Below are 22,759 nucleotides of genomic sequence, written 5' to 3' on the forward strand. Positions count from 1 at the left end.
TGTTCGCCGACGTTCGGCTCGAGGTGGCCGTTGAGGATTCCATCGTTGCGGGTTCCGTATAGTAAGGCGGGTGCCCACCGAGGAATTGGATGCCTCGAGACTCATGTCCGAGAGGCTCGCCGACGGCTTGCTGAAGCCGCTCCGACATGAGTCGCCGGGCGCCAGCACCGAGCGTGCGGCGGCCTACCTCCGACGACTCATCTTCACCCACGTTCTGCCTCCGGGTTCGCACGTGCCCGCGGATCAAGTTGCGCGGGTATTGGGAATGACAAGAATCCCAGTCCGAGAGGCCTTGCTGGTGCTGCAACACGAGGGGCGGGTACGGATCGAGTCGAACCGCGGGGCGTTCGTGGTACCGATAACGGAGCGCTCGGCCCGTGACTCCAACGACTTGTTCTCCGTGATGGAAACGTTCGCCGCCGAGCATGCTGTGAAGCGTGCGACGCCTGAAGACATGCTCTTGCTGGAGGTAGCCAATCGCGAGGTCCAAGCCGCGGCTGATCCGGTTCACCTTTTCCATGCTTACGACGACTTTCAAGAATTGATCGTCACTGCGGGCCTGGACGCGCGGCTGGCAGGTTTCTTCCGCCGGCTTCGCAGACACAGCCCGGACACCATTTACGAACTCATCCCGTCATTAGCCCCCATGGTCAAGGAGGCTGCCGAGCGGACGCTTCAGGCGTTCTTGGCCCGAGACGCCGCTCTGGTGGCGTCGACGTTACGCAGTGTTCGGGAATACAGCCTCGAGCAGCTCACGCCCCTCTTGCGTTCCGAGGGGATCATCGAGGGCTAACGGTCTGCCATCTGGCGCGGCTGCCGTCGGCCGCCGAACGTGACGTTCGCTAGCGCCGGGCAGCCTATGTGACCCGGCGCTAGCGACGTGCTGGCTAGGAAGTCGCGCCAGCGATTTTCTGGCCGCAGACTGTGGGGATCGGGATGAACTTCTTGCCCTCAAGTTGAGCAGTCCAGAGGCAAGTCTCCGCCGGGGAGTAACTGCTGAAGTCGATCTTCAGTGGTGCCATCAACCCGTCGGAGTCGAAGTCCTTCACCCCGCGCAACGCGGTGATGTAGCTCGCGCGGCTGGGATTCGGTCCCGCTGCCTTCAGCCCGGCGACGAAGGCGGACATGGCGTGGTAAGCGGATTGGATCGCATAGGTGGGCACCCCGGTGTAGCCAACGGCGGCCAGGTTCTTCCCCATCTGCTGGGTCGCGGGGGTATTCATCTCAGCTGCTTGGCCGTTGCTGGAGAACTCGAAGCCCTGTGCCGCGGTGACGGCGGCGGGAGAGGCTAGCAGATCGCCGCCGTAGCCACTGCCGAAGAGCAGGGACTTGAGATTGACGCCCACCTGGCGCAACGACGCCGCCAACGCGAATCCAGTATTGGGGACGACCGCAAGCCATGCACCGTCAACCCCGGCGCTTTTCATCCCTAGTGCGATCGGCGCTGTATCAGTGCTTCCGAAGGGCACTTGATCCACATAGCCGCTTTTCAGTCCAGCCGCCTTGCACGACGCTAACGTGGTGGTGGCTGATTTGCTTGCGCTAGGCGAGTCTGAATAGCCCAAGGCGGCACAGGAGGTAACGCCTCGGGCCTTGAAGTACTCCCCGCCCGTGGCATAGACGGAGTTGTAGTCGACTACACCGTCAGCCGCAAAAAGATTCGTGTTCTTCGGGTCGGCGAACTCGGGACCGTCGAACCGGCCAACGCCGGGAACACCCTCTTTGAGCAGGTAGGGCTCAGCACCGAAGAACGTAGAAGACATGGCGATAACGGCAAACACCTTGTCGTTTTGGACGAGATTCTTGGCCGCCGTCAAGGCGCCAGCGGGCGTGGATGTTGCGTCAGCCATGACGTATTCGATCTTCTGGCCGTTGACACCGCCTGCCGCGTTGACCCAGTTGACGTACGCCTTGATGCCGGTCTCGGTCGTCGTGAACGCCGATGCTGCCGCGCCGGTGTTGTCGTTGACGACGCCGACCTTGATCGTGCCCGCCGTCGCGCCTGCCGACGACGCCGTCGCTGCGCCCCCGTTCGGGCTATTGCTCGATGAACCACACGCCGTGGTAACGCTGGCCACTGCCGCAGTCGCGATCATCAAGACCATGAACCTGTTTCTTCGCATCGAGAAACCTCCTGTTGGGCCCCTTCGGGCTGATACGTAGGCAGCACGCCGTCGCTAGACGAGACGGTGGTGGTTTGGGGCAATGCGGATAGTTCGATCAGCCGATCCGCGATCGAGAGGACCGGGCGTCGTGAAGGACCACTGCACCTCCATACCGGTTGACGGCTAAGGGCAAGCGCAAGATTGAATAAGTTGTACGATAGGCCCCTCCGTGCAATATTGTCACTAGACCGAAACAGAACGGTTATGTTTCGGATCGGTGCTCGTGTACGCCTGTCAGGCCACGACTGAGACTGTGGCCGCGTGCGTATGCCGTTCTCGACCGGCGTCATCTCGATCGAAGGGGTCCACTTGTCGATGAAGCCACTAGATGGGATCAAAGTGCTTGACCTTACGATGTGGGCGTTTTGTCCTGCAGCGGCTGCAGTTCTCGCCGGTTGGGGCGCGGACGTCATTCACATCGAGAACGCGGCCAATCCTGATCCAATGCGGTCATTCGCCGGCGGAAGCGTCGAGCCCGGTGGGTCGAGTTGGATGTTCAACCACTACAACCGAGGCAAGCGCAGTATCGCCATCAACCTGGTTGAAGAGGCTGGTCGCGAGGTTCTTCGCAGGCTCGTGGTGGACGCCGACGTCTTCTTGACGAGTTTCCTTCCTGCCACACGGCAAAAATTAGGATTCGACGTGGACGATCTGCGTGCGATCAACCCGAACCTGATCTACGCCAAAGGAACGGGCGCTGGGCCCTTGGGCCCCGAAGCTCACCGAGGCGGCTATGACGGAGCGTCCTACTGGAATCGCGGTTCACTTGCTACCACCGGCATGTCCCTCACCGAAGCCGACTGGCCGCTCGCGCCGGTCGGCCACGGCGACGGCACCTCGGGTCTCGTCCTCGCCGGAGGGATCAGCACCGCCTTACTTCAGCGAGAACGGACGGGCAGGGCGCCGGTCGTTGATTCCTCCCTTCTGGGAACGGCGATTTGGGTCAATGCTCCGGCGATCATCAGCAGCAAGCTCTCGCTAGATCAGCAGATCTTCTCCAGACCCCATCGCAGATCATCCATCCAGTGGTCCTCTGGGACCTACCGCACGAGCGACAACCGATTCATCAACCTCTGTCTGCTAGGGGACTTTCAGAACGAGTTCGTCGATTTTTGCCAGCACGTTGGGCGGCCGGAGCTGGTCGACGACGCTCGCTTCGCCGACACGGCGAGCCGAATTGCGAACAGTGAGGCGCTGACGGCGATCGTGGACGAGGTCTTTGCCACCACGACGTACGGAGAGTGGTGTCAGATACTGCTCACTCTGCGGGGGGTCTGGGCTCCCGTGCAAAACGCGGACGAGATCTTCACCGACGCGCAAGCCCTCGCGAACGGGATGGTCGCTGAAGCCGAATACCCGGCTGGCCCGATGTCGTTCATCGCACCGCCGATCATGTTTGACCAGACGCCGTCGTCGCCGGCCCGAGCGCCCGACTTCGGCGAGCACACCGACGAAATTCTCATTGCTGCGGGCTTCACCATTGATCAGATAAGCGAACTTCGAGAGGTCGGAGCCGTCGCGTAACTTTTCGGCTCAGCCCTCGGCGATGATGCCGCGCTTCAGGTAGTCCTCGATCGCGGCGTCCTCATAGCCGAGCCAGCGGATGATCTCGAGCGTGTGCTCGCCGCGCACGAACGGGGGCCGCAGGACCGTGCTCGGGGTGTCGCTGAACCGCATCAGGTTGCCGACCTGGCGAAGCCGTCCGGCGGCGGCATGCTGCGTTTCCGATACGAGACCGAGCCGAAGGTTCTCCTCGTCATTGAGCACGCTGCGCCCGTCGAAACTGTTGATCGAGACCTCTGCCGGAACACCGGCCGCGTCCAGCCTCCGCCGCCACTGCAGGGCTGTCTGGGTGGTGAACACCGGCTCGAGAAAGGCCTCGAGTTCGTAACGGTGGGAATTGCGCAAATCCGCGGTAGCGAAACGGGAATCGCTGATCAGCTCCGGATGACCAACGGCAGTGCACAGGCTCGTCCAGTGCGCCTCTTTGACGGCAGCGAGCTGTAGCCAACCATCGGCGGTTTCATACAGTCGATAGAGCGCCCCGAGGCCAGTCTGGCTCTTGTTCATAGCGGGTGGGTTCGACGCTTCGCCGTCCTGGGTGAGGTAGACGTCGGACTTCGCATACAGTGCCGCGTCCAAGAGGGAGGTCCAGACCTCTTGACCTTCGCCGGTCGCGTCGCGGTGGGCCAGCGCCATCAGCACAGCAACCACCGATGCCATCGCATTCGTCGTGTCGGTATGACCAAAACGGTAATACAGCGGCGTGTTGCCTTCTTCAGCCGGCCCCTGATCCCACTCCCACCCGGTGAGTGCTTGCGACAGTGAGTCGTTGCCGCCCAGGTGTGAGAGCGGACCTTCGGGGCCGTACATGTAGGTGTTGCAGTAGATGAGGTCCGGCTTGACCTTGCGCAGGCTCTCGTAGTCGATGCCCAGTCGGCCGGCCACGCCCTTGACCATGTTGTGGTGCACGACATCGGACTCTGCGACCAGCCGGTGCACGATCTCGACGCCCTCGTCGGTCTTGAGGTCCACCAGCAGGGAACGTTTGCCCTGTTCGCAACCGAGCAGAACCGTACTGGTGTAAAGCATCATCTGGCCCGGATCGCTCTGGGTGGTGGCCACCTTGATCACGTCGGCACCGAGGCCGGCCATGAGCATCGGGCCGAACGGGCCCGCGAACGCACGTCCAAAGTCGAGTACTCGAATACCGTCCAACGGGTATCGAATATCTCGGCCAGGGGTTTTCGGAGCGACCGTCGGCGCGCGGCGGGCCTCGGCCGTGACCTCGGCCATGACCTCAGCGGTGTGCTGACCGACCGCAGGACGTGGCGTCGGCGTCACGGCGGGATTGCGCTCGAGCTTGAACGGCATGCCGGCCTGGATCGTCGGCCCGACCTCGGGATCGTCGACGGTCACGGCCATTCCGTTGAACACGACCTGTGGGTGCTTGAAAGCATCGCGGGTCGGTTGGAGCTCGGCGGTCTGGAAAAGATTCTCGTGCAGCAGTTCCAGCAGCTCTTCACGCTTGCGATCACGGTAGATGCGGGCCAACTCCGGATAGACCTGTTGCGGAGGCAGCCCGGCCGGCAGGTCGAAGACATCGTGGATGGTGGTGCCACGCTTCTGGGTCGCGCCGGCTACCGATTGAATCCAGCCGTCGGCGGTCATGATCACCTCGGGCTGGTGCACGCCCGGCGGGTAGGTCTTGGTCATCAGCGACTGATAGACGTCCTGATCGTGCTCAACGTCGGCCCACAGCATCGTCGTGAACGACAGCACCCCCTGATACAGCGAGGTTTCCACCCGCTGGCCGCGCCCGGTCTCGTTGCGAGCATGCAAGGCAGCCAGAATCGCGATCGGCACCATGTAGAGGGCGGCGATGCTGGGTAGCGGGTTGGCCAGGAATGCCGGACCGGGACGCCAGGCCTGCTGCTCGTACTGCATGCCCGAGCGGGCCTGGACAAGCGCGTCCCAACCGGGACGGTCGGCGGCTCGGCTGTCTGACGGATAAGCCGGCACGGAGCAGTAGATGAGGTGTGGGAAGTCCGCGGCCAGCGACTCGTAGTCCAGTCCCAGACGGGCCATCACCCCGGGGCTGAAGCTCTCGACGACAACGTCAGCGGTAGCCAGTAGTTGTCGGAAACTCGCCAGACCGTCGGCACTTTTCAGATCGAGGGCGACCGAGCGACGGCTGCGATTCCAAACCCGATAGCCGGGATAAGCACGATACGGATCGCCGCCGGGCGGCTCGACCTTGATGACATCGGCCCCGTGCTCGGCCAGTAGCAGGACACCTGCTGGACCGGCAATGCCCCAGGTGAGATCCAAGACCCGTATACCGTTCAGAGCCGTCATCGGCGCACCCGCTCCTCTCGCGCACCGCTGCGCGACTCGACCGAACGTATCAGCGCCTGTGGCCTAGGTCTACAGATACAAGTTTCACTAGCGTCACTCTGGCATTACCCCCGCGTAGCTGCGTATAGTCCGCTCGGCGCCCGCCGCGATCTCCGGCACCGCGCCGTCCACCTTCGGTTCGCCCGCGATCCAGTGCCTCTGGTTCGTTGCTGCGGGCGACGTCACCGGCGATGAAGGGCAACCGAGATGGCCACAGACTCCGACGTGCTCTATCCACCGAGGCCTCAACCTGACGCGCTGACCCAGTTCTTCTGGGACGGCGTGGACGCGCACAAGCTGCTGATCCAGCGCTGTAACAACGGTCACTACATCCACTGGCCCCGGATCGTGTGCCGGTTCTGCCTGTCGACCGAGTTGGCGCCGGTCGAGGTGTCGGGACGAGGCGTCGTGGCCACTTTCACCCAGCCGCTACAGCCCTTTCACCCGTACTTCCAGCAGCACCTCGGTTACATCCTTGCGGTGATCGAGCTGATCGAACAGCCGAATCTCACGCTCGTGTCGAACCTCGTCGACATCGCCGCCGACGACGTCTACGTCGGGTTACCAGTCGAGGTCACGTTCCGCGAGGTGGCGCCCGGACTCACGCTGCCGCTGTTCCGCCCCACCGCAACCGCTTCCTGAGGAGGACGTTAGATGCCGAACAGTCTCAACCGGGTTGCCATTGTCGGAGTCGGGTACTCCCAGACCGGCCGCCGGCTCGACCTCACCAACGACGAGATGGTGCGCCAGTCCGTCACCGCGGCGATGGCCGATGCCGGCATGACACCGGCCGACATCGATGGCGTCACGACCATGGGCGGCGAGGCCATGCAGATCGGTCACCTGCTCGGCCTGTCTCCGTTGAGCCATTTCTTCACCTCCAACGTTGGCCCGGCGTTCGTCGAGCCCGCGATGAACGCCTACATGGCGGTCGCGTCCGGGATGGCGCACACGGTGGTGGCCGTGCGTCTCATCCGCCAGATGCCGGGGCAGACCGACCGCGACCGCGGCGCTGTCACCATGCCCACGACGGTGGGCGGCGACGCCCAATTCACCAGTCCGTTCGGGGCCGACGCCGCGGCGGCGATGATCGCCGGATTCGAGATGACGGCTCACATGGCGAAGTTCGGCACGACCGAGGAGCAGTTCGCCATCAACGCCTCGACGCAGCGTTACCACGCGAGCCTCAATGACGACGCCCTGTTCCGCGATCCGCTGACGGTCGAGGACTACCTGGCCTCGCGCTTCGTCAGCAAGCCGGTTCGGATCTTCGACTGCGATTACCCGGTGGACTCATCGTCCGCGGTCATCTTCACGACGGTCGAGCGGGCTCGGGACTGGCAACACAAGCCGGTAGTCGTCGAGGCGGGCGCGCTGTCATCGTTGCGCGACCTGAACTTCTATCAGCTCGACGACTTCGCGACGACCTCGCCGAAACACTGCTCGGACCTGCTGTGGTCACGGACGGACCTGACGCCGGCCGATGTCGACTGCGCGCAGCTTTACGACGGGTTCAGCATCATCACCATGCAGTGGTTGGAGGCGCTCGGCTTCTGCGGCATGGGGGAGTCGGGGCCGTTCGTCGAGGCAGGAAACACCCGACTCGGCGGAACGCTGCCGCTCAACACCGACGGCGGTGCCTGCAACGTCGGCCGGCGGCACGGGGCCAACTTCTGCATCGAGTCGGTCCGTCAGATCCGTGGCGACTGCGGTGATCGGCAGGTGCCCGGCGCCGAGGTCGCGGTCTGGACCAATGCCGTCGGGCCGTTCGCCGGCGCGATGCTGCTCACCGCGTAGCGCTCCGGACCTTGGCACTGCAGGCGGACCGGCGGCTCAGCGGTCGTGAGCTCAGGCGCTCGCTGCCCAGACGGTCTCGGCGACTCGGCGAAAGTTGCCCCCGAAGATCGCTGTCACCGCCTCGTCGGGGTAGCCGCGTGCGACCAGACACTCTTCGAGTTCAAGGAGCCCCTCCGGCTCGATGAATCGTAACGGCCCCCAACGCGTGTACGCCTCCGGGAAGAGCTCAGGGTTCCTGGCAACCTCGTCGTTGAAGTCGTCACCGTCGAAGCAGTAATCCGAACCCAGCCCGACGTGGTCGATGCCCACGAGCTCGACGGCATGCTCGATCTGGGCGATCAAAGCGTCGAGAGTCGCCGTGTTCGGACCGAGGAAGATGCCGACGCCGGCCAGTCCGATAACGCCACCGGTCTGTGCGCATGCCAGTGCCTGATCATCGGTGATGTTGCGCGGATGGTCCCAGACGGCGCGCAACCCGGAGTGGGAGTAGATCATCGGACTGGTCGACACGGCGCTGAGGTCGAGCCCGGTTCGTGCACTGCAGTGCGACCCATCGACGAACATGCCGACCTCGTTCAGCCGGGCTACCAAGTCCCGACCGTATCGGGTCAATCCCTCGTCGACGACGTCCAGGCAGCCCGATCCCGCACGGTTACGAAGGTTGTAGGTCGGCAAGAGCGATCTGACGCCGAGGTCGTAAAACCGCTGGACCATGTCCAGGTCGCCCTCCAGCGGTCCGGAGTCCTCCAGGTCGAACGCCACGACCGTGCGTCCTGCTCGGTGTGCGGCATCGATATCGGACACGGTTGCAGCCAGCGCGAGGTGACTGTCGGCCTCGATGCGAGCGCGGAAGTACTCGAGAAGGCCGAGGGAGTCGGCCTGTGAATGCGGCGCGTATCCCACGTTGACCGACACGTAGGCACCGCCGCGGCGGCTGTATCTGTTCAGTCCGGTGACCTCCGCGGTGCTGGTCAACGGCAGACAGCAGTGTTGCTCCCAGAGCAGCCGTTCCTGCTGCGGTGTCTGATGATTGATCATCGCAGGATGAACCCGGTGCCCAGGGGGTCACCCGGCTGCAGAATCAGGTGATGGATGCCGGTCAAGTGCGCACTGCCGACTACTTCAGTCAGCACCGCATCACGGCCGGCGACAGTGACAGCGCCGATCGGCGTCGCGATGAACTCGGTATCGATGATGCTCCGGTGGACCAACTGCTCGCCCGACTTCAACTGGCCCCGCAGATTGAGATGCGCCACCCGGGTTGACGTCCCGCTGCCGCACGGCGAACGGTCGACCTCGCCGTCGGCAAAAATGGTGACGTTGCGCTGGCACAGTCGACCTTCGGAGTCGGGCTCCTGCTGATAGAAGATCACGCCGTAGATGTCGCGCAGTTCCGGCTGCTCCGGGTGCTGTACCAGAAGGCTGCTCATCACGCTTGCCTTGATCGAGCGGCCGAGTTCGATGATCTCGGGCAGTCGGCCAGGCTCAACGGCGGTCGGGAGTTCGGTCACATCGAGCATGGCGTAAAAGGCGCCACCGAATCCGATATCGACTGAGACGTCGCCCAGATTCGTGGCGACTGGCACCGCCTCGGCATAGACAAACGCCGGCACATTCCGGAAACGCACCTGAGTCACTCGGCCCTGGTCCAGTTCTGCCACCGCGTGGACACGTCCTGAGGGGACGTCGATCGCGATCGTGACCTCGCTGTCCGCTTCGTCGACGTCGACTATGCCGTGCTCGATCGCCCAGGTAGCAAGGGCAATCGTGCCGTGGCCGCATGCAGTGCTATATCCCTCGTTGTGGAAGAACAAAGTGCCGAATGGAGCACCCGGTGCTTCCGGCTCGGTCAGGAAGCAGCCATACATGTCTGCGTGGCCGCGGGGCTCGTTGATCACCAGTTGACGGACGTGATCTAGTCGTTGCTGGACGAACCGGCGTTTGTCGAGGATCGTCTGCCCTGGGATCGGAGCATGGCCACCGGTCACGATTCGAAATGGCTCACCAGCGGTGTGATACTCAGTGACGCTTATCTGGAGTTGTTTCGGATTCATTTTCCCTCTGCATATGTTGTATGTGACATACTATCGAGTCGTTGTAAGTAGATGACGCGAGGAGATCCGTCGTGCGAACTCTGAATCAGCTGAACCTCCGTGAGCAAGCCAAAGAGGTCATCCGAGCGAGCATTGTCGGTGGCGAACTCGTGCCCGGCAACGTGTACTCCGCGACTACGCTGAGTCTCCGGCTCGGCGTTTCGGCAACGCCGGTACGCGAAGCGATGCTCGACCTCGCCAATGACGGCCTGGTCGAGCCGGTGCGCAATCGCGGGTTTCGAATCCTCACGGTTGCCGACGACGATCTCGATGAGATCACCGAACTGCGCAAGATGCTCGAGGTTCCGGCGGTACGACTGGTTGTCGCGAAGGCGACGGACGCCGACCTGGACAGTCTCGAAGCCAGTGTGGTGTCGATCGAGCGGGCGGCGGCGCGCAACGATCTCGCGCGTTTCCTCAGTGAAGACCGAAGCTTTCACTTGTCGATGCTCAGCCTCAGCGGCAATGGTCGTCTGGTGCGATTGGTCGGCCAGTTGCGCGACCAGACCAGGCTGACGGGTCTGCGCCGGCTCGCCGACTCCGGCATGCTTGCTGAGTCCGCCGCTGAGCACCGGGTAATACTCGACGCGCTGCGCGCCCGCAATGCCCGCCGTGCGGAGACGCTCGTTCGTCATCATCTTGATCACACGCGTGGGGCCTGGGCGGGACGCGCGGAGACCGACCCCTCCGTGCGCTGAGATTCCCCGTTCACGCGAGTGCCTCTGCAGCGTCAAGCTCGGCCTCCTCGGGTTGATTAGCTCCTTCAACGGCGATGCGGGCCACCACAAGATCCTCCAGTGCGAGTCCGACCGATTTGAAGACCGTCGAAGGCCTGGCGATATCGCGAACGAACTGTCCGCACACGACATCGCGTAGCTCGACCAGATCCGACTCCGCCAGGCAACCCTCGGAGATCGCCATGACGATGTCGCCTGCCTCAGCAAGAGCCGCCGTCCTGGTCTCGACCACAGCCTGAGCTGAGTCGAAGATCTCGGCGTCCAGTTCGCGGGCGTCGCGTTGAAAGGTTCCTATGGCGTTTACATGCGTTCCGGGCGCAAGGAGTGCTGAGTCGAAGAGCGGTGTATTGCTTGTCGTGCAGGTGCAAACGATATCGGCACCGGCGACGTCGTCGGGCTTTCCGAGATCACACTCGAGTCCCGAGGCCTGGACTGATTCCTGCAGCGCATAGGTACGGCGGCTACCCGTGCCGACGATCGTGACGTGGTCGATCGGTCGGACCGCCCGCATGGCCGCGATGTGTGCCGCCGCCTGCGCACCTGCGCCGAAGACGAGCAGCTCGCGGGAGTCGCGACGGGCCAGGTGCCGGGTAGCTACCGCGGAAACCGCAGCCGTTCGCAACGCAGTCAAAGTTGCGCCATCCACGGTGGCTTCGGCGATCAAGGTGTGCGGGGCAAACAGGATGTACGCCCCGTTGATCATCGGAATGCCATGTTGCGGGTTGCCGGGGTTCAGCGTCAAAAGCTTGACGCCGAGCCCCTCCGGTCCGAAGGCAGGCATTGTCAGAAGCGTGCCCCCGGCCAGATCAACACGCTGCCGCGGGTATTGGGTGTAGTCCGAAAGTCGCGCGAACGCAGCCTCCAAGTCCGATACTGCTGCTGAATAAGGCACAAGTCTGTGGACATCGGCACTGCTGAGGTGGGGCAGCAGGGATGAGCTATTCACAACGGCGGCTCTCCGGTCGTTGCGCATCGTCGGTGCTAGGGACTAACTGAGGCCGATGCGCGTATCTCAAACCCTCATAGACAAGAAGGTTGTATCCATCAAGTGGTCTGTACTATGTTACATGCGAGACCTTACATGGCGTATTGAAGCAGATGGGTGTGGGACCGATGAGCGATACGAATAGTCGTTTGGCGAAGCTGGGCCTGATCAGTCCGAGCCGGCGCGGATTCCTCGCCGGCGCAGCGGGCGGCCTCGGCTTGCTCACGCTGGCGGCGTGCGGCGGCGGATCGGGAACCGCGTCCAACCCCAGCAGCAGCGTCGCCGTGGGTAAGCCGAAACGAGGCGGGGTACTCAATGCGGCGATACCGGAAGAGCCCTTTCCTTATGCATACGACATGGCGCGGGTCGGTAGCTCGACCGGGACCGAGCGCGTTGCATACCTCGCGTATAACGGTTTGACCAATGTGGATCAGAACAACAAGGTCGTGGGTGAGCTGGCCGAGACGATCGAGACGCCCAGTCCGACGCGCTACGTATTCACGCTGCGCCAGGGTGTGACCTTCCACGACGGCACCAAGCTCGACGCCGCCGCAGTCAAGGCGAACTTCGACCGGATTCAGTCGCCAAGCACCAAGTCACCTCGGCGGATCGCGGTCATCGACAGCGTCAAGGTGCTCGGCCCGTACCAGCTCGAAATCAATCTCACCAGGCCGTATGCAGCGTTTCTCGGCCAGATACGACGGGCGAAGATGCCCATTCAGTCGCCAACTGCAGTCGCGAAGTATGCGGCGAGCGATCCATTCAAGGCTTCGATCGGCACCGGCGGGTACAAGTTCATCTCGTACAAGAAGGGTGAGGGCATACAGCTCGACCGCTTCGACGGCTACTGGGCTGATACGAACTACTTCGATCAGATCGCCATCAAGATCATCCCGTCGGCGCCGACATCGCTGGAGGCACTGCTGTCCGGAGAAATGGACTTCGTGCGGATCGGACCCGACTCGATTGCGTCGCTGAAGGGAAATTCGCAGGTCCGGGTTGACGCCGCGAACGATACGTTTGTCGACTACCTCTCGTTCAATCAAAAGGTTGCACCCTTTGACAAGCTCGAGGTTCGGCAAGCCTTCTCGCAGGCGATCGACCGTAGTGGTCTCGTCAATGCCATCTATCACGGCACAGCAGAGGTGGGCCATGGGCCGTTTGCTCCCGGCTTCAACAGCTACTACCAGTCGCTGGACACCGTCGCCGCCCAGAAATACGACGTCAATGCGGCGAAGGCCTCGCTTGCATCGAGTGGCTACGACACGAGCGGGACGATCACGTTCAACTCGTTCACCGATGTGCCTTTTGCGGCGGAGGCCGAGGTGATTCAGCAAGCGCTGACGAGCATCGGTGTCAAGACGAATCTCCGCACGACCGACTTCACGAGTTTCGCGACGCTCTTCTATGACCAGCGCACCTACACGATCGGAAACAGCCAGTGGAACGGCAGCGTCGATCCCGACGAGGTTCTGACGAATCTCTACGGCCCAGAAGATGGCACCACCAGTAACTCCACGAACGCGGTCGACCCCCAGATGACCAAGCTGATCACGGCCGGCCGGGAGACAACCGATCCGTCCAAGCGCGCTGAGATCTATCAGGAAGCCGGCCAGCGCGCGGCCGAGCAGGCGTACTACGCGTTCCTGTGCTTCCCACAGGTACTCGCTGGCTTGTCGACGAAGGTGCAAGGTTACAAGTCGACGATCGGCGGAGGTTGGCCCATAGATGTCTGCTGGTTCTCCTGACGTCCGACCCAGGCAGTTTTTTGGCCTGGGATTGCCGAATAGAACGCTACTCATTCGCGGTTCGCGATTGCTGGCAAAGATCGCACAGACCCTCCTGGTAATTCTCGGCGCGACGATCGCGGTTTTCCTGATGGTTCACGTGGTACCTGGCGATCCGGCGCGCGCTGCGCTGGGTGCGCAAGCAAGTCCACAGGCCGTTCAGGAACTGCACCAACAACTTGGCCTGGACCGACCGCTGTTCGTGCAGTACGTGTCATGGCTGCGCGGAGCGCTACACGGCGACCTCGGGCAATCCATCATGCTCACCGAACCGGTCACCTCGTTGATCCGGCAGCGGCTCGGTGTTACCGCTGAGTTGTCATTCTTGGCACTGATCGAGTCTCTGGTGATCGCGATCCCGGTAAGTGCGATCTCGGCGCGTTGGCGCGGCAGGGTCACCGACCGGGTCGCCCGGATGCTGGTGCTGGCGGGCATTGCGGTACCGAGCTTTTGGCTCGCGATATTGCTGATCCTGGCGTTCCATTCCGTTCTGCCGGTATACGGCTTCGAGCCCCTGTCCGCGGGCCTGTGGCCGCACTTCAGCCATCTGATACTGCCGTCGGTCGCGCTCGCTGCCGGGCAGTTGGCTCTCGTATTCGAGGTGAATCGGGTTGGCATGATCGAAGCCATCCAGGAGGAGTACATCCGGACGGCGCGAGCACACGGCATCTCGGAATGGCGGGTGTTCTTCGGCTACGCACTTCGCAACGCCCTGTTACCGACGATAACGGTCGTCGGTCTTCAGGTCGGCTACCTCCTCGGTGGCGCAATGCTGATCGAGACGGTCTTTGCAATTCCCGGGATGGGACGACTACTGATCACTGCCGTCATTGCACGCGACTACCCTCTCGTCCAAGGAGGGGTTCTTGTCACGGTCGTGATCTTCGTCCTCGTCAACCTCCTTGTTGACGGCGCGTACAGCTTGATCGATCCGCGTGTTCGGCGAGGTCGCAATGGCTGATCCGAACACGGTTACGCCGCCACGAGCTGGCGTTTTGCGGCGCATCGCGGGCGATTGGATCGTCTGCATTGCGAGCGTGATCGTTCTCTGTTACATCATCATTGCTCTGACCTCGCAATGGTGGCTGCCTGAAAGCCCCTATACGCAACATCTCGAAGACATCCTCAAGCCACCATCACGTCAGCATCTGCTGGGCACGGACGGTTTCGGGCGGGACGAGCTGAGTCGGTTGCTCTTGGGAATTCGCTCGTCAATGACCATAGGCGCAATTGTGGCGGTGGTTTCCACGCTGGTTGGGCTGCTGCTGGCGTTGATTTCGGGCTATCTACGAGGCCCCGTCGATCTGGTGCTATCCCGGCTTATCGACGTGGGTTTGGCCTTTCCGACGCTAGTGCTTTCGCTCGCCCTCATCACAGCGATCGGCGTCGGCGCGAAGGGAACGGTGATCGCCCTCGTGCTCGGCTTCATCCCATTCACAGCCCGGGTATTGCGAAGTGCTGTCCTTCGCGTCAGGCAGGAGGGCTTCATCGAGAGCGCACAGGTAACCGGCGTACATCCGGGCCGCATCGTCATAAGGCACGTGTTGCCAAACCTGCTCGGCGCCATCACCGTCCAGACGACCATGGTTTTCGCCTATGCCATTCTCGGTGAGGCTGGGCTGAGCTACGTCGGACTGGGCGTGCAGGCGCCGACACCCTCACTCGGAAACATGATCGCGAGTGGGCAGACTCAGATATTGGAAGTACCGCGCTTGACAATCGCACCAGGCATAGCCGTTGCTGTCATCATCATGTCGCTGCTGCTCATTGGCGACGCCTTGCGCGATGCGGCAGATCCTTTGACGGTGCGCTGATGGCCTCGTTGCTGGAGGTCACAGATCTCGCTGTCACAGTCCACCGGGTGGGTCGCGCCGTCGATGCTGTGGATCTGGAAGTTGGCGCTGGTGAGATGGTTGGTCTCGTCGGCGAAAGCGGCTGCGGTAAGACGCTTACCGCTTACTCCCTTCTCGGGCTCCTGCCCGACGGCATCGGTTCCTCGGGTGCCCTGCGGTTCGAAGATCGTGAGTACGACCTGGCTAGGCAAGGTTCGACACGAGAGCTACGTGGTGGAGCGATCGCGATGGTTTCCCAAGATCCGCTGACTGCGCTCAATCCGGTCATGCGAATCGGTTCTCAGATCGAAGACGTGATGCGCACGCACCTCGATCTGAGCAGAGCGCAACGCAAGGCGCGAGTGTTGGAACTTCTCGATCGAGTGGGAATTTCCGCGCCGCGTCGTGTAGCGCAGTCCTACCCGTTCGAACTCAGCGGCGGCATGCGCCAGCGCGCGCTGATCGCAATGGCGATCTCGTGTCACCCGCGGCTACTGATTGCTGACGAGCCGACTACGGCTCTGGACAGCACCGTGCAGGCTCAGATCATGGAACTGCTGGCGACGTTGGTAGCAGAGGAAAATCTAGCGATGTTGCTGATCACGCATGACCTCGGCCTCGTTTCTCAGTACTGCTCGCGGGTTTGTGTGATGTACGCGGGACAAATCATCGAAGAGGGTGGGGCCGCCGCGGTCCTCGAGGAGGCCAGGCACCCGTACACCCGCGCGCTCGTCGATTGCCTGACGAGCTTGGAGTCGGGCACCGGCCGGCTCGCGACGATCGAGGGAGTGGTACCCGCGGTCGGTGGGGTGAGCCAGGGGTGTCGATTCGCAGATCGCTGCAAGCACGTTCAGCAGCGCTGCCGGGAGATCCGGCCGAACCTCTCATTGCTCTCGGTCGATCGCTCAGCAGCCTGCTTGCGCGTAGATGAACTTGGTCCTGGCCAGAGCACGATGGAGGTGGATCGATGAGTGAGGCACTGCTCCGCTTGCAGGACGTGTCGAAGGCGTTCTCAGTTCGGGGCGGCGGGTTGCTGCACGCACTCAGGCACGTCGATCTGGACATCCATGACGGCGAAGCTGTTGGCCTCATCGGCGAGAGTGGAAGCGGTAAATCAACGCTGGCCAGGATTGTTGTCGGCCTCGAGCGCGCTACCGACGGCCGGGTGAGTTTTGACGGAAAACACCTGGACAGCGTGCGGGGTTCTGCACGGCGGCTCGTCGGTCGCGACATTCAGATGGTGTTCCAGGACAGTCGCGCATCGATGAATCCGCGCCTGCGCATCCGAGATATCGTTGCCGAGCCACTGCGCACCCACGGAGGCGACGCAAGCCGGGGTGCGATCATCGAGCTGCTGGAACGGGTTGGTCTGTCCGAGCGCCACGCTGACCTCTACCCGCATCAGCTTTCTGGAGGCCAGCGTCAACGAGCCGCAATCGCGCGGGCCGTATCGGTGCGACCACGACTGATTGTGGCAGACGAGCCGGTTTCGGCGTTGGACATCTCAGTGCAAGCGCAGGTACTGAACCTTCTCAAGAGCCTCCAGCAGGAGTACGGCACCGCGTTCTTGTTCGTCAGCCATGACCTGGCCGTTGTGCGGTTCTTCTGTGATCGGGTTTCTGTCCTCTACCTCGGCGAGATGTTGGAGGAGGGCAGGAGCGGCCCGCTCTTGGCCCAGCCTCAGCACCCGTACACGCGCGCGCTGGCGTCTGCGGTGCCTTCGGTTCAGGCGAGCGGGCAGCGCCAGCGAATCGTATTGACGGGCGAACTCCCCAGCCCCGAGACACCGCCCGGCGGCTGCTCCTTCCACCCCCGTTGCCCTGAACGGATAGGCGATATCTGTGACACCGTGATCCCGCACCGGGTCGCGACCGAGGCAGGCATGGCTCGGTGCCATCTGCTGGATGAATCCCTGATCGGAGAACGCACACCATGAGTACGAGTACGACCGAAGCCAGCACTTTCGAGATCGGCATGCACGAAAAGGCAATCGTTGTCGACGGGACGTGTCCGGGTCCGCATTGGCGAGCAAACCTCGAGACGTGGCTGGCGGGTGGGGCGACCTCCTGTGTGGTATCGATCGGTGCTTCGCAGGCTCCCGAGGGTGCCTTGTATGACATCGCGGATACCTACCGCTTCATTCACAGCGATAGCCGGCTGCGCCTGGCGACCTCAGTCTCCGACATCCGCGCTGCCAAGGCAGCAGGACAGCTCGCGGTAGTGCTGCAGTTCCAGGGAACTGAGCCGATTGCCTATGAACCAGCACTGATCGAAGCCTACTGGCGACTCGGTGTGCGGATCGTCCAATTGGCCTACAACCGCCGCGGGCCGGTATGCGATGGCTGCGAGGAACCTAACGATGCCGGCTTGAGTGTGTTGGGCAGGCGGGTGATTGGTGAACTGAACCGGGTAGGGATCGTCGTCGACATTTCTCACACAGGCATGAAGTCCGCGCGACAGGCAGTCGATTTGTCGACCTCGCCGGTAATCGCCTCGCACTCGAATGCGGCGGCCGTGCACCAGAATCAGCGCAATCTCACCGACGATGTCATTCGAGCAATCGCCGGATCTGGCGGGGTCATCGGCATCAACGGCTGGCCTTCGTTCGTATCGGCCGCAGGAAGCCCAACTCTGGATGAGTACATCGATCACATGGTTTACATCGGTGCGCTGGTTGGACTTGAACACGTGGCGCTGGGTCTGGACTACTGGAACGGCACCCGGGCCCAATACGACGAGCACATCGCGTCCGGAACCTGGCACCCGGACAACTATCCACCGCCGCCTTGGCCGTACCCGCAAGGTATCGGCGATGCGAGTGGATTCCCGCGGTTGACCGAACGGCTACTCGAACGGGGGTTCGCCGCCTCGGACGTGCGCGCAATCTTGGGCGAGAACTGGCTGCGGGTGTACGGCAAAGTGTGGCAGGACGAGTCGGATCTGACGAAGGGTGCAGCAGCATGAGCGTGGTGGATATGAGCGAGGCAACGGCGCCGCTGGATCCGGCTCTGGTCGACTACGTACACGAGCAGATGACCGAGCTTCAGATACCGGGGGTCGCGGTCGGCATCGCCCACGGCGATGATGTCGCGATCGGTGGCTTCGGTGTGACAAGTATTGAGAATCCGCTATCGGTCAACGGTGATACCGTCTTCCAGCTTGGTTCGATCACCAAGACCTTGACGGGCACGGCTATCATGCGCGAGGTCGATCAGGGTCGCATCGACCTGGACGAAAGGGTACGTAGCTACCTACCCGATTTCGCCGTTGCCGATGAGGAAATCTCTGACCGGGTCACGGTTCGACATCTGATGACGCACACCAGCGGCTGGGAGGGCGACATCTTCGAGGCTGCGGGCCTTGGCGACGATGCCCTCGCCACGATGGTGGGCCGGCTTCGAAAGCTGAGGCAAGTTACGCCATTCGGCACTATGTGGTCGTATAGCAACGCCGCCTTCTACCCGCTTGGACGCATTCTGGAGGTCCTGCACGGGGAGCCCTACGAGACCGTCATGCAACGGGAGATCCTCGCACCCCTGGGGATCAAGCACGCGTGCTACTTCGCGCATGACGTGGTGCTTCAGCGGTTCTCTGTTGGTCACGCGATGGGCAGATCGGGCCTTCAGGTCGCCCGACCGTGGGCCATGGAACGTTCCTCCTCGCCGGTGGGAACGACCATGATGAACATGAAGGATCTACTGCGTTATGCGCGATTTCACCTTGGAACGTTGAAGGGCGCGCAGCCAGTACTGTCCGACGCCACAATCGAGCTCATGCGGCAACCGGGGATGCCGGGCTCGCGCAACGGTGACCCGCACGGTCTTGCTGGCGGTATGGGCCTGACCTTCATGCTCGGTAGCCGTGGCGGTGAACGGATCGCTGGGCACGGTGGCAGCGCAAACGGTCAGCCGGTAGATCTGTCGATGTTGCCGGATCGGCAGTTCGCGGTTGGCGTATTCACCAACCTGCAAAATCCCGGTCATACCCTCGGGAAGCGGATCACCCGCTGGGCCTACCAGCATTATTTCGGTCTGGTGGAGCCTGCGCTCGAGCCGGCGGCATTTGGCGCTCTCGACGAAGCCGTTGGAACGTACGACCTCTACGGCGGGGTTGTCGAGATCCATCGCCAGGGTGACGAGCTCCGAATCGACAGTCGCTCGACGATCGACTGGTTGGACAACATGGATCCCCCGTCCCCGTCGTCCATCGGTCGTCGCTTCATTCCGGTCGGCCCGGACACGGTGGCAGCCGATCCGCTCTCCGACGAGAACGTCGGCCGCTTTTACCGCGATGCTGACGGCAGGATCACCTGGTTCCACTTCAATCATCGAGCGGCCCGGCGTCGAACTGACTGACAGCGTGACGTCGCTAAACTGGCCTCTACAGCCGCGTCGGCGGGGCGCGGTGCCGACGTACTTTTCCCAGTGGGAAACGGCGACGCTCATCCCGGCGATCTTGCGCGGTGACGTTCGTGCTCGAGACGATCCGGCTTGGCAGAACTCGGGCGCGCGCACAGCGGAGGAATACGAATTCTGGAGCTGGCGAGTCTGTGGCATGGCGTGCCTCAAGAGCATCCTGACCGAACACGTTGGCCAGAGTCCGGGCACGGTGACTTTGGCCAACGATGTTCTGCAATTCGGCGGATATACGTTGCGTCCTGGGGGAGTGCGCGGGCTCGTTTATGGCCCGTTCGTCGAATACCTCGCCGCGAGGTGGAATCTCTCCGCCAGGGTCGACACTGACCTGTCGCTGAAGTCGTTGATCGGCGATTTAGGTCGTGGTGATCTCGCGATGGTCTCGGTGCATTCGGCGATTCGACACGCCGCTGGCGGAGTCCGTCCATTAGTGCGCGGGGGTCATCTCGTACTCGCCTATAGCGCTGCGCCGGGGACGATTAGTTTTCACAACCCCTCTGGACATACCAGTATTACTCGCAGGGTGGTCAAGATGCCGCTCGACCTGTTCGATCGATTCTTTGCAGGTCGTGGCGTGCTGATCGCGCAGGGGAGTTGACCGCAGCGGAATTTCATAGGCAATTTCACAGCGACATTCACGGGCAATTTCACAGCGACTTCCGGATGCTGGCGAGGGAGAACATCGACAGGGCAGCGACCAGGATGGAGAACCCTAGCACCGCTCGGAAGTCCCCGATGAAGCCGGAAGCTACCCCGACGCCGACCACGGGAATGATCAGGCCGCTGTAGCACGCCATGAAGTAGGTGGAGATGGCCTGACCACGCCGTTCGGGCGGGGACAGGCGGTTCGCGGTGGCAAGGCTGCCCATGAAGACGGCGCCGACGGCAGTTCCTCCCACGACCGTCCCGACCAGAAACAGGGCCAGCGTGGCCTGGGAGAGGGCTGCGACGATCAGGGCCAGTGCGACCAGGAAAAGTCCGAGTCCGGCCAGCATGACCCGGCGGCTGCTGAATCGGGACAGCAGGAGCTGAGTGACGGTTCCCACCGCCATCAGCAGGAACACGACGGCGCCCTGGACTGCATGGCTGCTCTCGTGCAATACGTTGCCGAGAAATGTCGGCGCAAGAGCGAAGAACAGACCGAGCAGGGAGAAGGCAGCGAACGCGGCCACGCCGGCTGCGACGAACTCGCCTCGCCCCTGCTCGGGTAAACCCAGGCCGACGAAGCGGAAGGTGGGGCGGCGCCGCGAACGAACTGTCTCGGGTACCAGGAACAGGCAGACGGCGGCGCCTGCCAGCACCGCGAGGTACACCTCGAATACGAGGACCGTGGGGTGTGGCGCGTACTGGGCGAACAGCCCAGCGAAGAGTGGGCCGAGGCCGAGGCCGCCCATGTTGGCTGCCGTCGCTGCCAGCGATGCCCGGCGGCCGCGCGAGGCCGGGACAAGCTCGGTGAGGGTGGCAGTTGCCGTTCCGGTCATGAGGCCAGCTGACAGCCCAGACACGATTCGCGCGGCGATGAGCGCGCCGACGTCAGGAGCCAAGATGAACACGACGGTGCTTATTGCGCTTGCCGCGAGAGCCACTGCGAGCACCGGCTTGCGTCCCGCTTGGTCCGAGGAACGCCCCGCTAGCAGCAGAGTGGCCATGACCGCCGCGGCGTAGACGGCGAATGTCACCGTGACGATGGCTGCGGAGAAGTGCCACTGAGACTGGTAGATGACGTACAGCGGGGTCGGCAGCGTGGTGCCCAGCATCGTGACGACCAATATCAACGCCACCAGCCAGAACGCCACTCCACGGGGTACGGACGGCCTGCTACCTCCCGACGACACCGAAAGGTCGAGGCAGTCGACGCACGGCTGGTCCGGCGCGCGGGTGGGGACTTGCACGGTCGTCATGCCAATCTCCTTATGGAGCAATGATGCACGGCTGCTTGTGACCGTGCGGGAACGGTCTAGCGCGTCCGTCCGGTCGCACACCCGGCTTGGCCGGATCGGCCATTCCAATCGTTACCCGACGGGGGTCCGTCGTCATCGTGGCCAGCGCTCATCGGCGTCTCCGGCTAGCCAAACCGTTGCAATGCCCGCTAGCTGTATTCCGATTGCGGCCGAGAGGCTGGACTCGACCGCCGGGGCTTTGAGCTTCGGTCAGCTGGAACGCTCCTCGGCGATCGAATTTCCGCCGTCGACTACTATGCATTGTCCAGTTAGATAGGACGCTCCGGGACAGCAGAGGGAGGCCGCAACGAATGCAACCTCTCCCGGCCTGGCGCTGCGGCCGCTCGGAGTGCTCAATCCTTGCGCTTGTTCGTGAACCGTTTGAGATGCCGTCGCGATCCACCCGGGTGCAACGGCGTTGACCGTGATGTTGTGCTCGGCCAGGTCCACGGCAAGTGCCCGGGTCAAACCGATCATGCCTGCTTTTGCCGTTGCGTAGCTGACATCGGCTCGCATGGCCATGACTGGCCCGGTAACGCTGGAGATCATGACGATTCGTCCCCACCCCTGCTCGCGCATGGCGGGTAGCGCTGATTTGCTCACAAGAAACGCAGTGTCCAGATTGCGAGCGAGAGATGCGTGCCACGAGTTCAGATCTATCGAATCGATGCTTCCGTCCTGGAAGTCCGGATCCGACTGCGAGATCATGCCGGCATTGTTCACCAGGATGTCCAGGCGCCCGAAGCGCTGCAGGGCGTGCTCGACCAATGCTGTCGCGGCCGCCGGACGGCTGAGGTCACCCACAAGACCGCTCACCGGTACTTGGTGGTTTGCCAGGTCCGCGACCCGGTCGTGGACGCGCTCGGTCGTGGCGGCGAGGACGAGCGAGGCGCCGAGCTGGCCGAGTAGCTCGGCGGTGGCGAAGCCGATTCCAGCCGGACTTCCGGCGCCGGTAACGATGGCAACGCGTCCGCTGAGGTCCATCGGAGAGGGGATATCCATGTCGCTAGCGTGACATCTACACGTTCAGCCCGGGCACGAGGACCAGACGCCAATCCCCGTGGAGGTATTTGTGCGGTATTTGTTCGCTGTTTGAGCGGTATTTGGCAAA

The 22,759-nt window shown here is 62.7% G+C and carries 20 protein-coding genes; 13 read left to right on the forward strand and 7 right to left on the reverse strand.

The window, feature by feature from the left end; all coding sequences use genetic code 11:
• Positions 1-70: 70 nt before the first annotated feature.
• Entirely contained in the window at positions 71-793 is a 723-nt protein-coding gene (locus ACSMXN_RS06700) for a GntR family transcriptional regulator (protein WP_022914145.1), read from the forward strand.
• Positions 794-887: 94 nt separating this feature from the next.
• Here ACSMXN_RS06700 and ACSMXN_RS06705 read toward each other — a convergent pair whose 3' ends face one another.
• Positions 888-2,123 carry an ABC transporter substrate-binding protein gene (locus ACSMXN_RS06705; RefSeq protein ID WP_022914144.1) on the reverse strand — a complete coding sequence of 412 codons (1,236 nt, stop codon included), beginning with the start codon at positions 2,121-2,123 and terminating at the stop codon, positions 888-890.
• A 357-nt stretch (positions 2,124-2,480) separates the two neighbouring features.
• Between ACSMXN_RS06705 and ACSMXN_RS06710 the strand changes: the two genes are divergently transcribed.
• Positions 2,481-3,689 carry a CoA transferase gene (locus tag ACSMXN_RS06710; protein ID WP_035944166.1) on the forward strand — a complete coding sequence of 403 codons (1,209 nt, stop codon included), beginning with the start codon at positions 2,481-2,483 and terminating at the stop codon, positions 3,687-3,689.
• 9 nt (positions 3,690-3,698) lie between these two features.
• Here the strand turns inward: ACSMXN_RS06710 and ACSMXN_RS06715 are convergent, their stop codons facing one another.
• Positions 3,699-6,023 (reverse strand): CoA transferase, encoded by a 2,325-nt coding sequence (locus ACSMXN_RS06715; protein WP_022914142.1) that lies wholly within the window; start codon positions 6,021-6,023, stop codon positions 3,699-3,701.
• A gap of 246 nt (positions 6,024-6,269) precedes the next feature.
• Between ACSMXN_RS06715 and ACSMXN_RS06720 the strand changes: the two genes are divergently transcribed.
• Both ACSMXN_RS06720 and ACSMXN_RS06725 read left to right on the forward strand, forming a co-directional pair.
• Positions 6,270-6,704 (forward strand): OB-fold domain-containing protein, encoded by a 435-nt coding sequence (locus tag ACSMXN_RS06720; protein WP_022914140.1) that lies wholly within the window; start codon positions 6,270-6,272, stop codon positions 6,702-6,704.
• A 123-nt stretch (positions 6,705-6,827) separates the two neighbouring features.
• Positions 6,828-7,859 (forward strand): thiolase family protein, encoded by a 1,032-nt coding sequence (locus ACSMXN_RS06725; RefSeq protein WP_455407713.1) that lies wholly within the window; start codon positions 6,828-6,830, stop codon positions 7,857-7,859.
• 51 nt (positions 7,860-7,910) lie between these two features.
• Here ACSMXN_RS06725 and ACSMXN_RS06730 read toward each other — a convergent pair whose 3' ends face one another.
• Entirely contained in the window at positions 7,911-8,897 is a 987-nt protein-coding gene (locus ACSMXN_RS06730) for a membrane dipeptidase (protein WP_022914138.1), read from the reverse strand.
• On the reverse strand, positions 8,894-9,913 hold the full coding sequence (locus tag ACSMXN_RS06735; RefSeq protein ID WP_022914137.1) for a proline racemase family protein: 1,020 nt from the start codon (positions 9,911-9,913) through the stop codon (positions 8,894-8,896). The genes ACSMXN_RS06730 and ACSMXN_RS06735 overlap by 4 nt, the downstream gene beginning before the upstream one ends.
• 71 nt (positions 9,914-9,984) lie before the next feature.
• Here ACSMXN_RS06735 and ACSMXN_RS06740 point away from each other — a divergent pair, with 71 nt between their 5' ends.
• Complete coding sequence (locus tag ACSMXN_RS06740) at positions 9,985-10,650, forward strand: GntR family transcriptional regulator (RefSeq protein ID WP_022914136.1); 666 nt, start codon at positions 9,985-9,987, stop codon at positions 10,648-10,650.
• 10 nt (positions 10,651-10,660) lie between these two features.
• On the opposite strand, the gene ACSMXN_RS06745 is transcribed toward ACSMXN_RS06740, so the two are convergent.
• Positions 10,661-11,635 (reverse strand): hypothetical protein, encoded by a 975-nt coding sequence (locus ACSMXN_RS06745; protein WP_196811339.1) that lies wholly within the window; start codon positions 11,633-11,635, stop codon positions 10,661-10,663.
• A gap of 167 nt (positions 11,636-11,802) precedes the next feature.
• Here ACSMXN_RS06745 and ACSMXN_RS06750 point away from each other — a divergent pair, with 167 nt between their 5' ends.
• From ACSMXN_RS06750 to ACSMXN_RS06785, 8 genes are read left to right on the forward strand one after another with little or no spacing between them, the layout of a single operon-like run.
• On the forward strand, positions 11,803-13,422 hold the full coding sequence (locus ACSMXN_RS06750) for an ABC transporter substrate-binding protein (RefSeq protein WP_022914134.1): 1,620 nt from the start codon (positions 11,803-11,805) through the stop codon (positions 13,420-13,422).
• Entirely contained in the window at positions 13,403-14,422 is a 1,020-nt protein-coding gene (locus ACSMXN_RS06755; RefSeq protein ID WP_022914133.1) for an ABC transporter permease, read from the forward strand. Before ACSMXN_RS06750 ends, ACSMXN_RS06755 begins: the two co-directional genes overlap by 20 nt.
• Complete coding sequence (locus tag ACSMXN_RS06760; protein ID WP_027139636.1) at positions 14,415-15,275, forward strand: ABC transporter permease; 861 nt, start codon at positions 14,415-14,417, stop codon at positions 15,273-15,275. The genes ACSMXN_RS06755 and ACSMXN_RS06760 overlap by 8 nt, the downstream gene beginning before the upstream one ends.
• The gene (locus ACSMXN_RS06765) at positions 15,275-16,264 is read left to right on the forward strand and encodes an ABC transporter ATP-binding protein (protein ID WP_022914131.1); all 990 of its coding nucleotides are present in this window, start codon (positions 15,275-15,277) and stop codon (positions 16,262-16,264) included. Before ACSMXN_RS06760 ends, ACSMXN_RS06765 begins: the two co-directional genes overlap by 1 nt.
• Entirely contained in the window at positions 16,261-17,229 is a 969-nt protein-coding gene (locus ACSMXN_RS06770) for an ABC transporter ATP-binding protein (RefSeq protein ID WP_022914130.1), read from the forward strand. The genes ACSMXN_RS06765 and ACSMXN_RS06770 overlap by 4 nt, the downstream gene beginning before the upstream one ends.
• Entirely contained in the window at positions 17,226-18,257 is a 1,032-nt protein-coding gene (locus tag ACSMXN_RS06775) for a membrane dipeptidase (protein ID WP_022914129.1), read from the forward strand. The genes ACSMXN_RS06770 and ACSMXN_RS06775 overlap by 4 nt, the downstream gene beginning before the upstream one ends.
• A complete protein-coding gene (locus tag ACSMXN_RS06780; protein ID WP_022914128.1) occupies positions 18,254-19,648 on the forward strand; it encodes a serine hydrolase domain-containing protein in 1,395 nt (464 codons plus the stop codon). Before ACSMXN_RS06775 ends, ACSMXN_RS06780 begins: the two co-directional genes overlap by 4 nt.
• Before the next feature lie 49 nt (positions 19,649-19,697).
• Complete coding sequence (locus tag ACSMXN_RS06785; protein WP_022914127.1) at positions 19,698-20,306, forward strand: hypothetical protein; 609 nt, start codon at positions 19,698-19,700, stop codon at positions 20,304-20,306.
• Positions 20,307-20,355: 49 nt separating this feature from the next.
• Here ACSMXN_RS06785 and ACSMXN_RS06790 read toward each other — a convergent pair whose 3' ends face one another.
• Together ACSMXN_RS06790 and ACSMXN_RS06795 are read right to left on the reverse strand one after the other, a co-directional pair.
• Entirely contained in the window at positions 20,356-21,609 is a 1,254-nt protein-coding gene (locus tag ACSMXN_RS06790; protein ID WP_081649193.1) for an MFS transporter, read from the reverse strand.
• A 249-nt stretch (positions 21,610-21,858) separates the two neighbouring features.
• The gene (locus ACSMXN_RS06795) at positions 21,859-22,650 is read right to left on the reverse strand and encodes an SDR family oxidoreductase (protein ID WP_027139634.1); all 792 of its coding nucleotides are present in this window, start codon (positions 22,648-22,650) and stop codon (positions 21,859-21,861) included.
• Between the last annotated feature and the right edge of the window lie 109 nt (positions 22,651-22,759).

It is taken from the genome of Parajatrophihabitans canadensis, assembly GCF_053764775.1.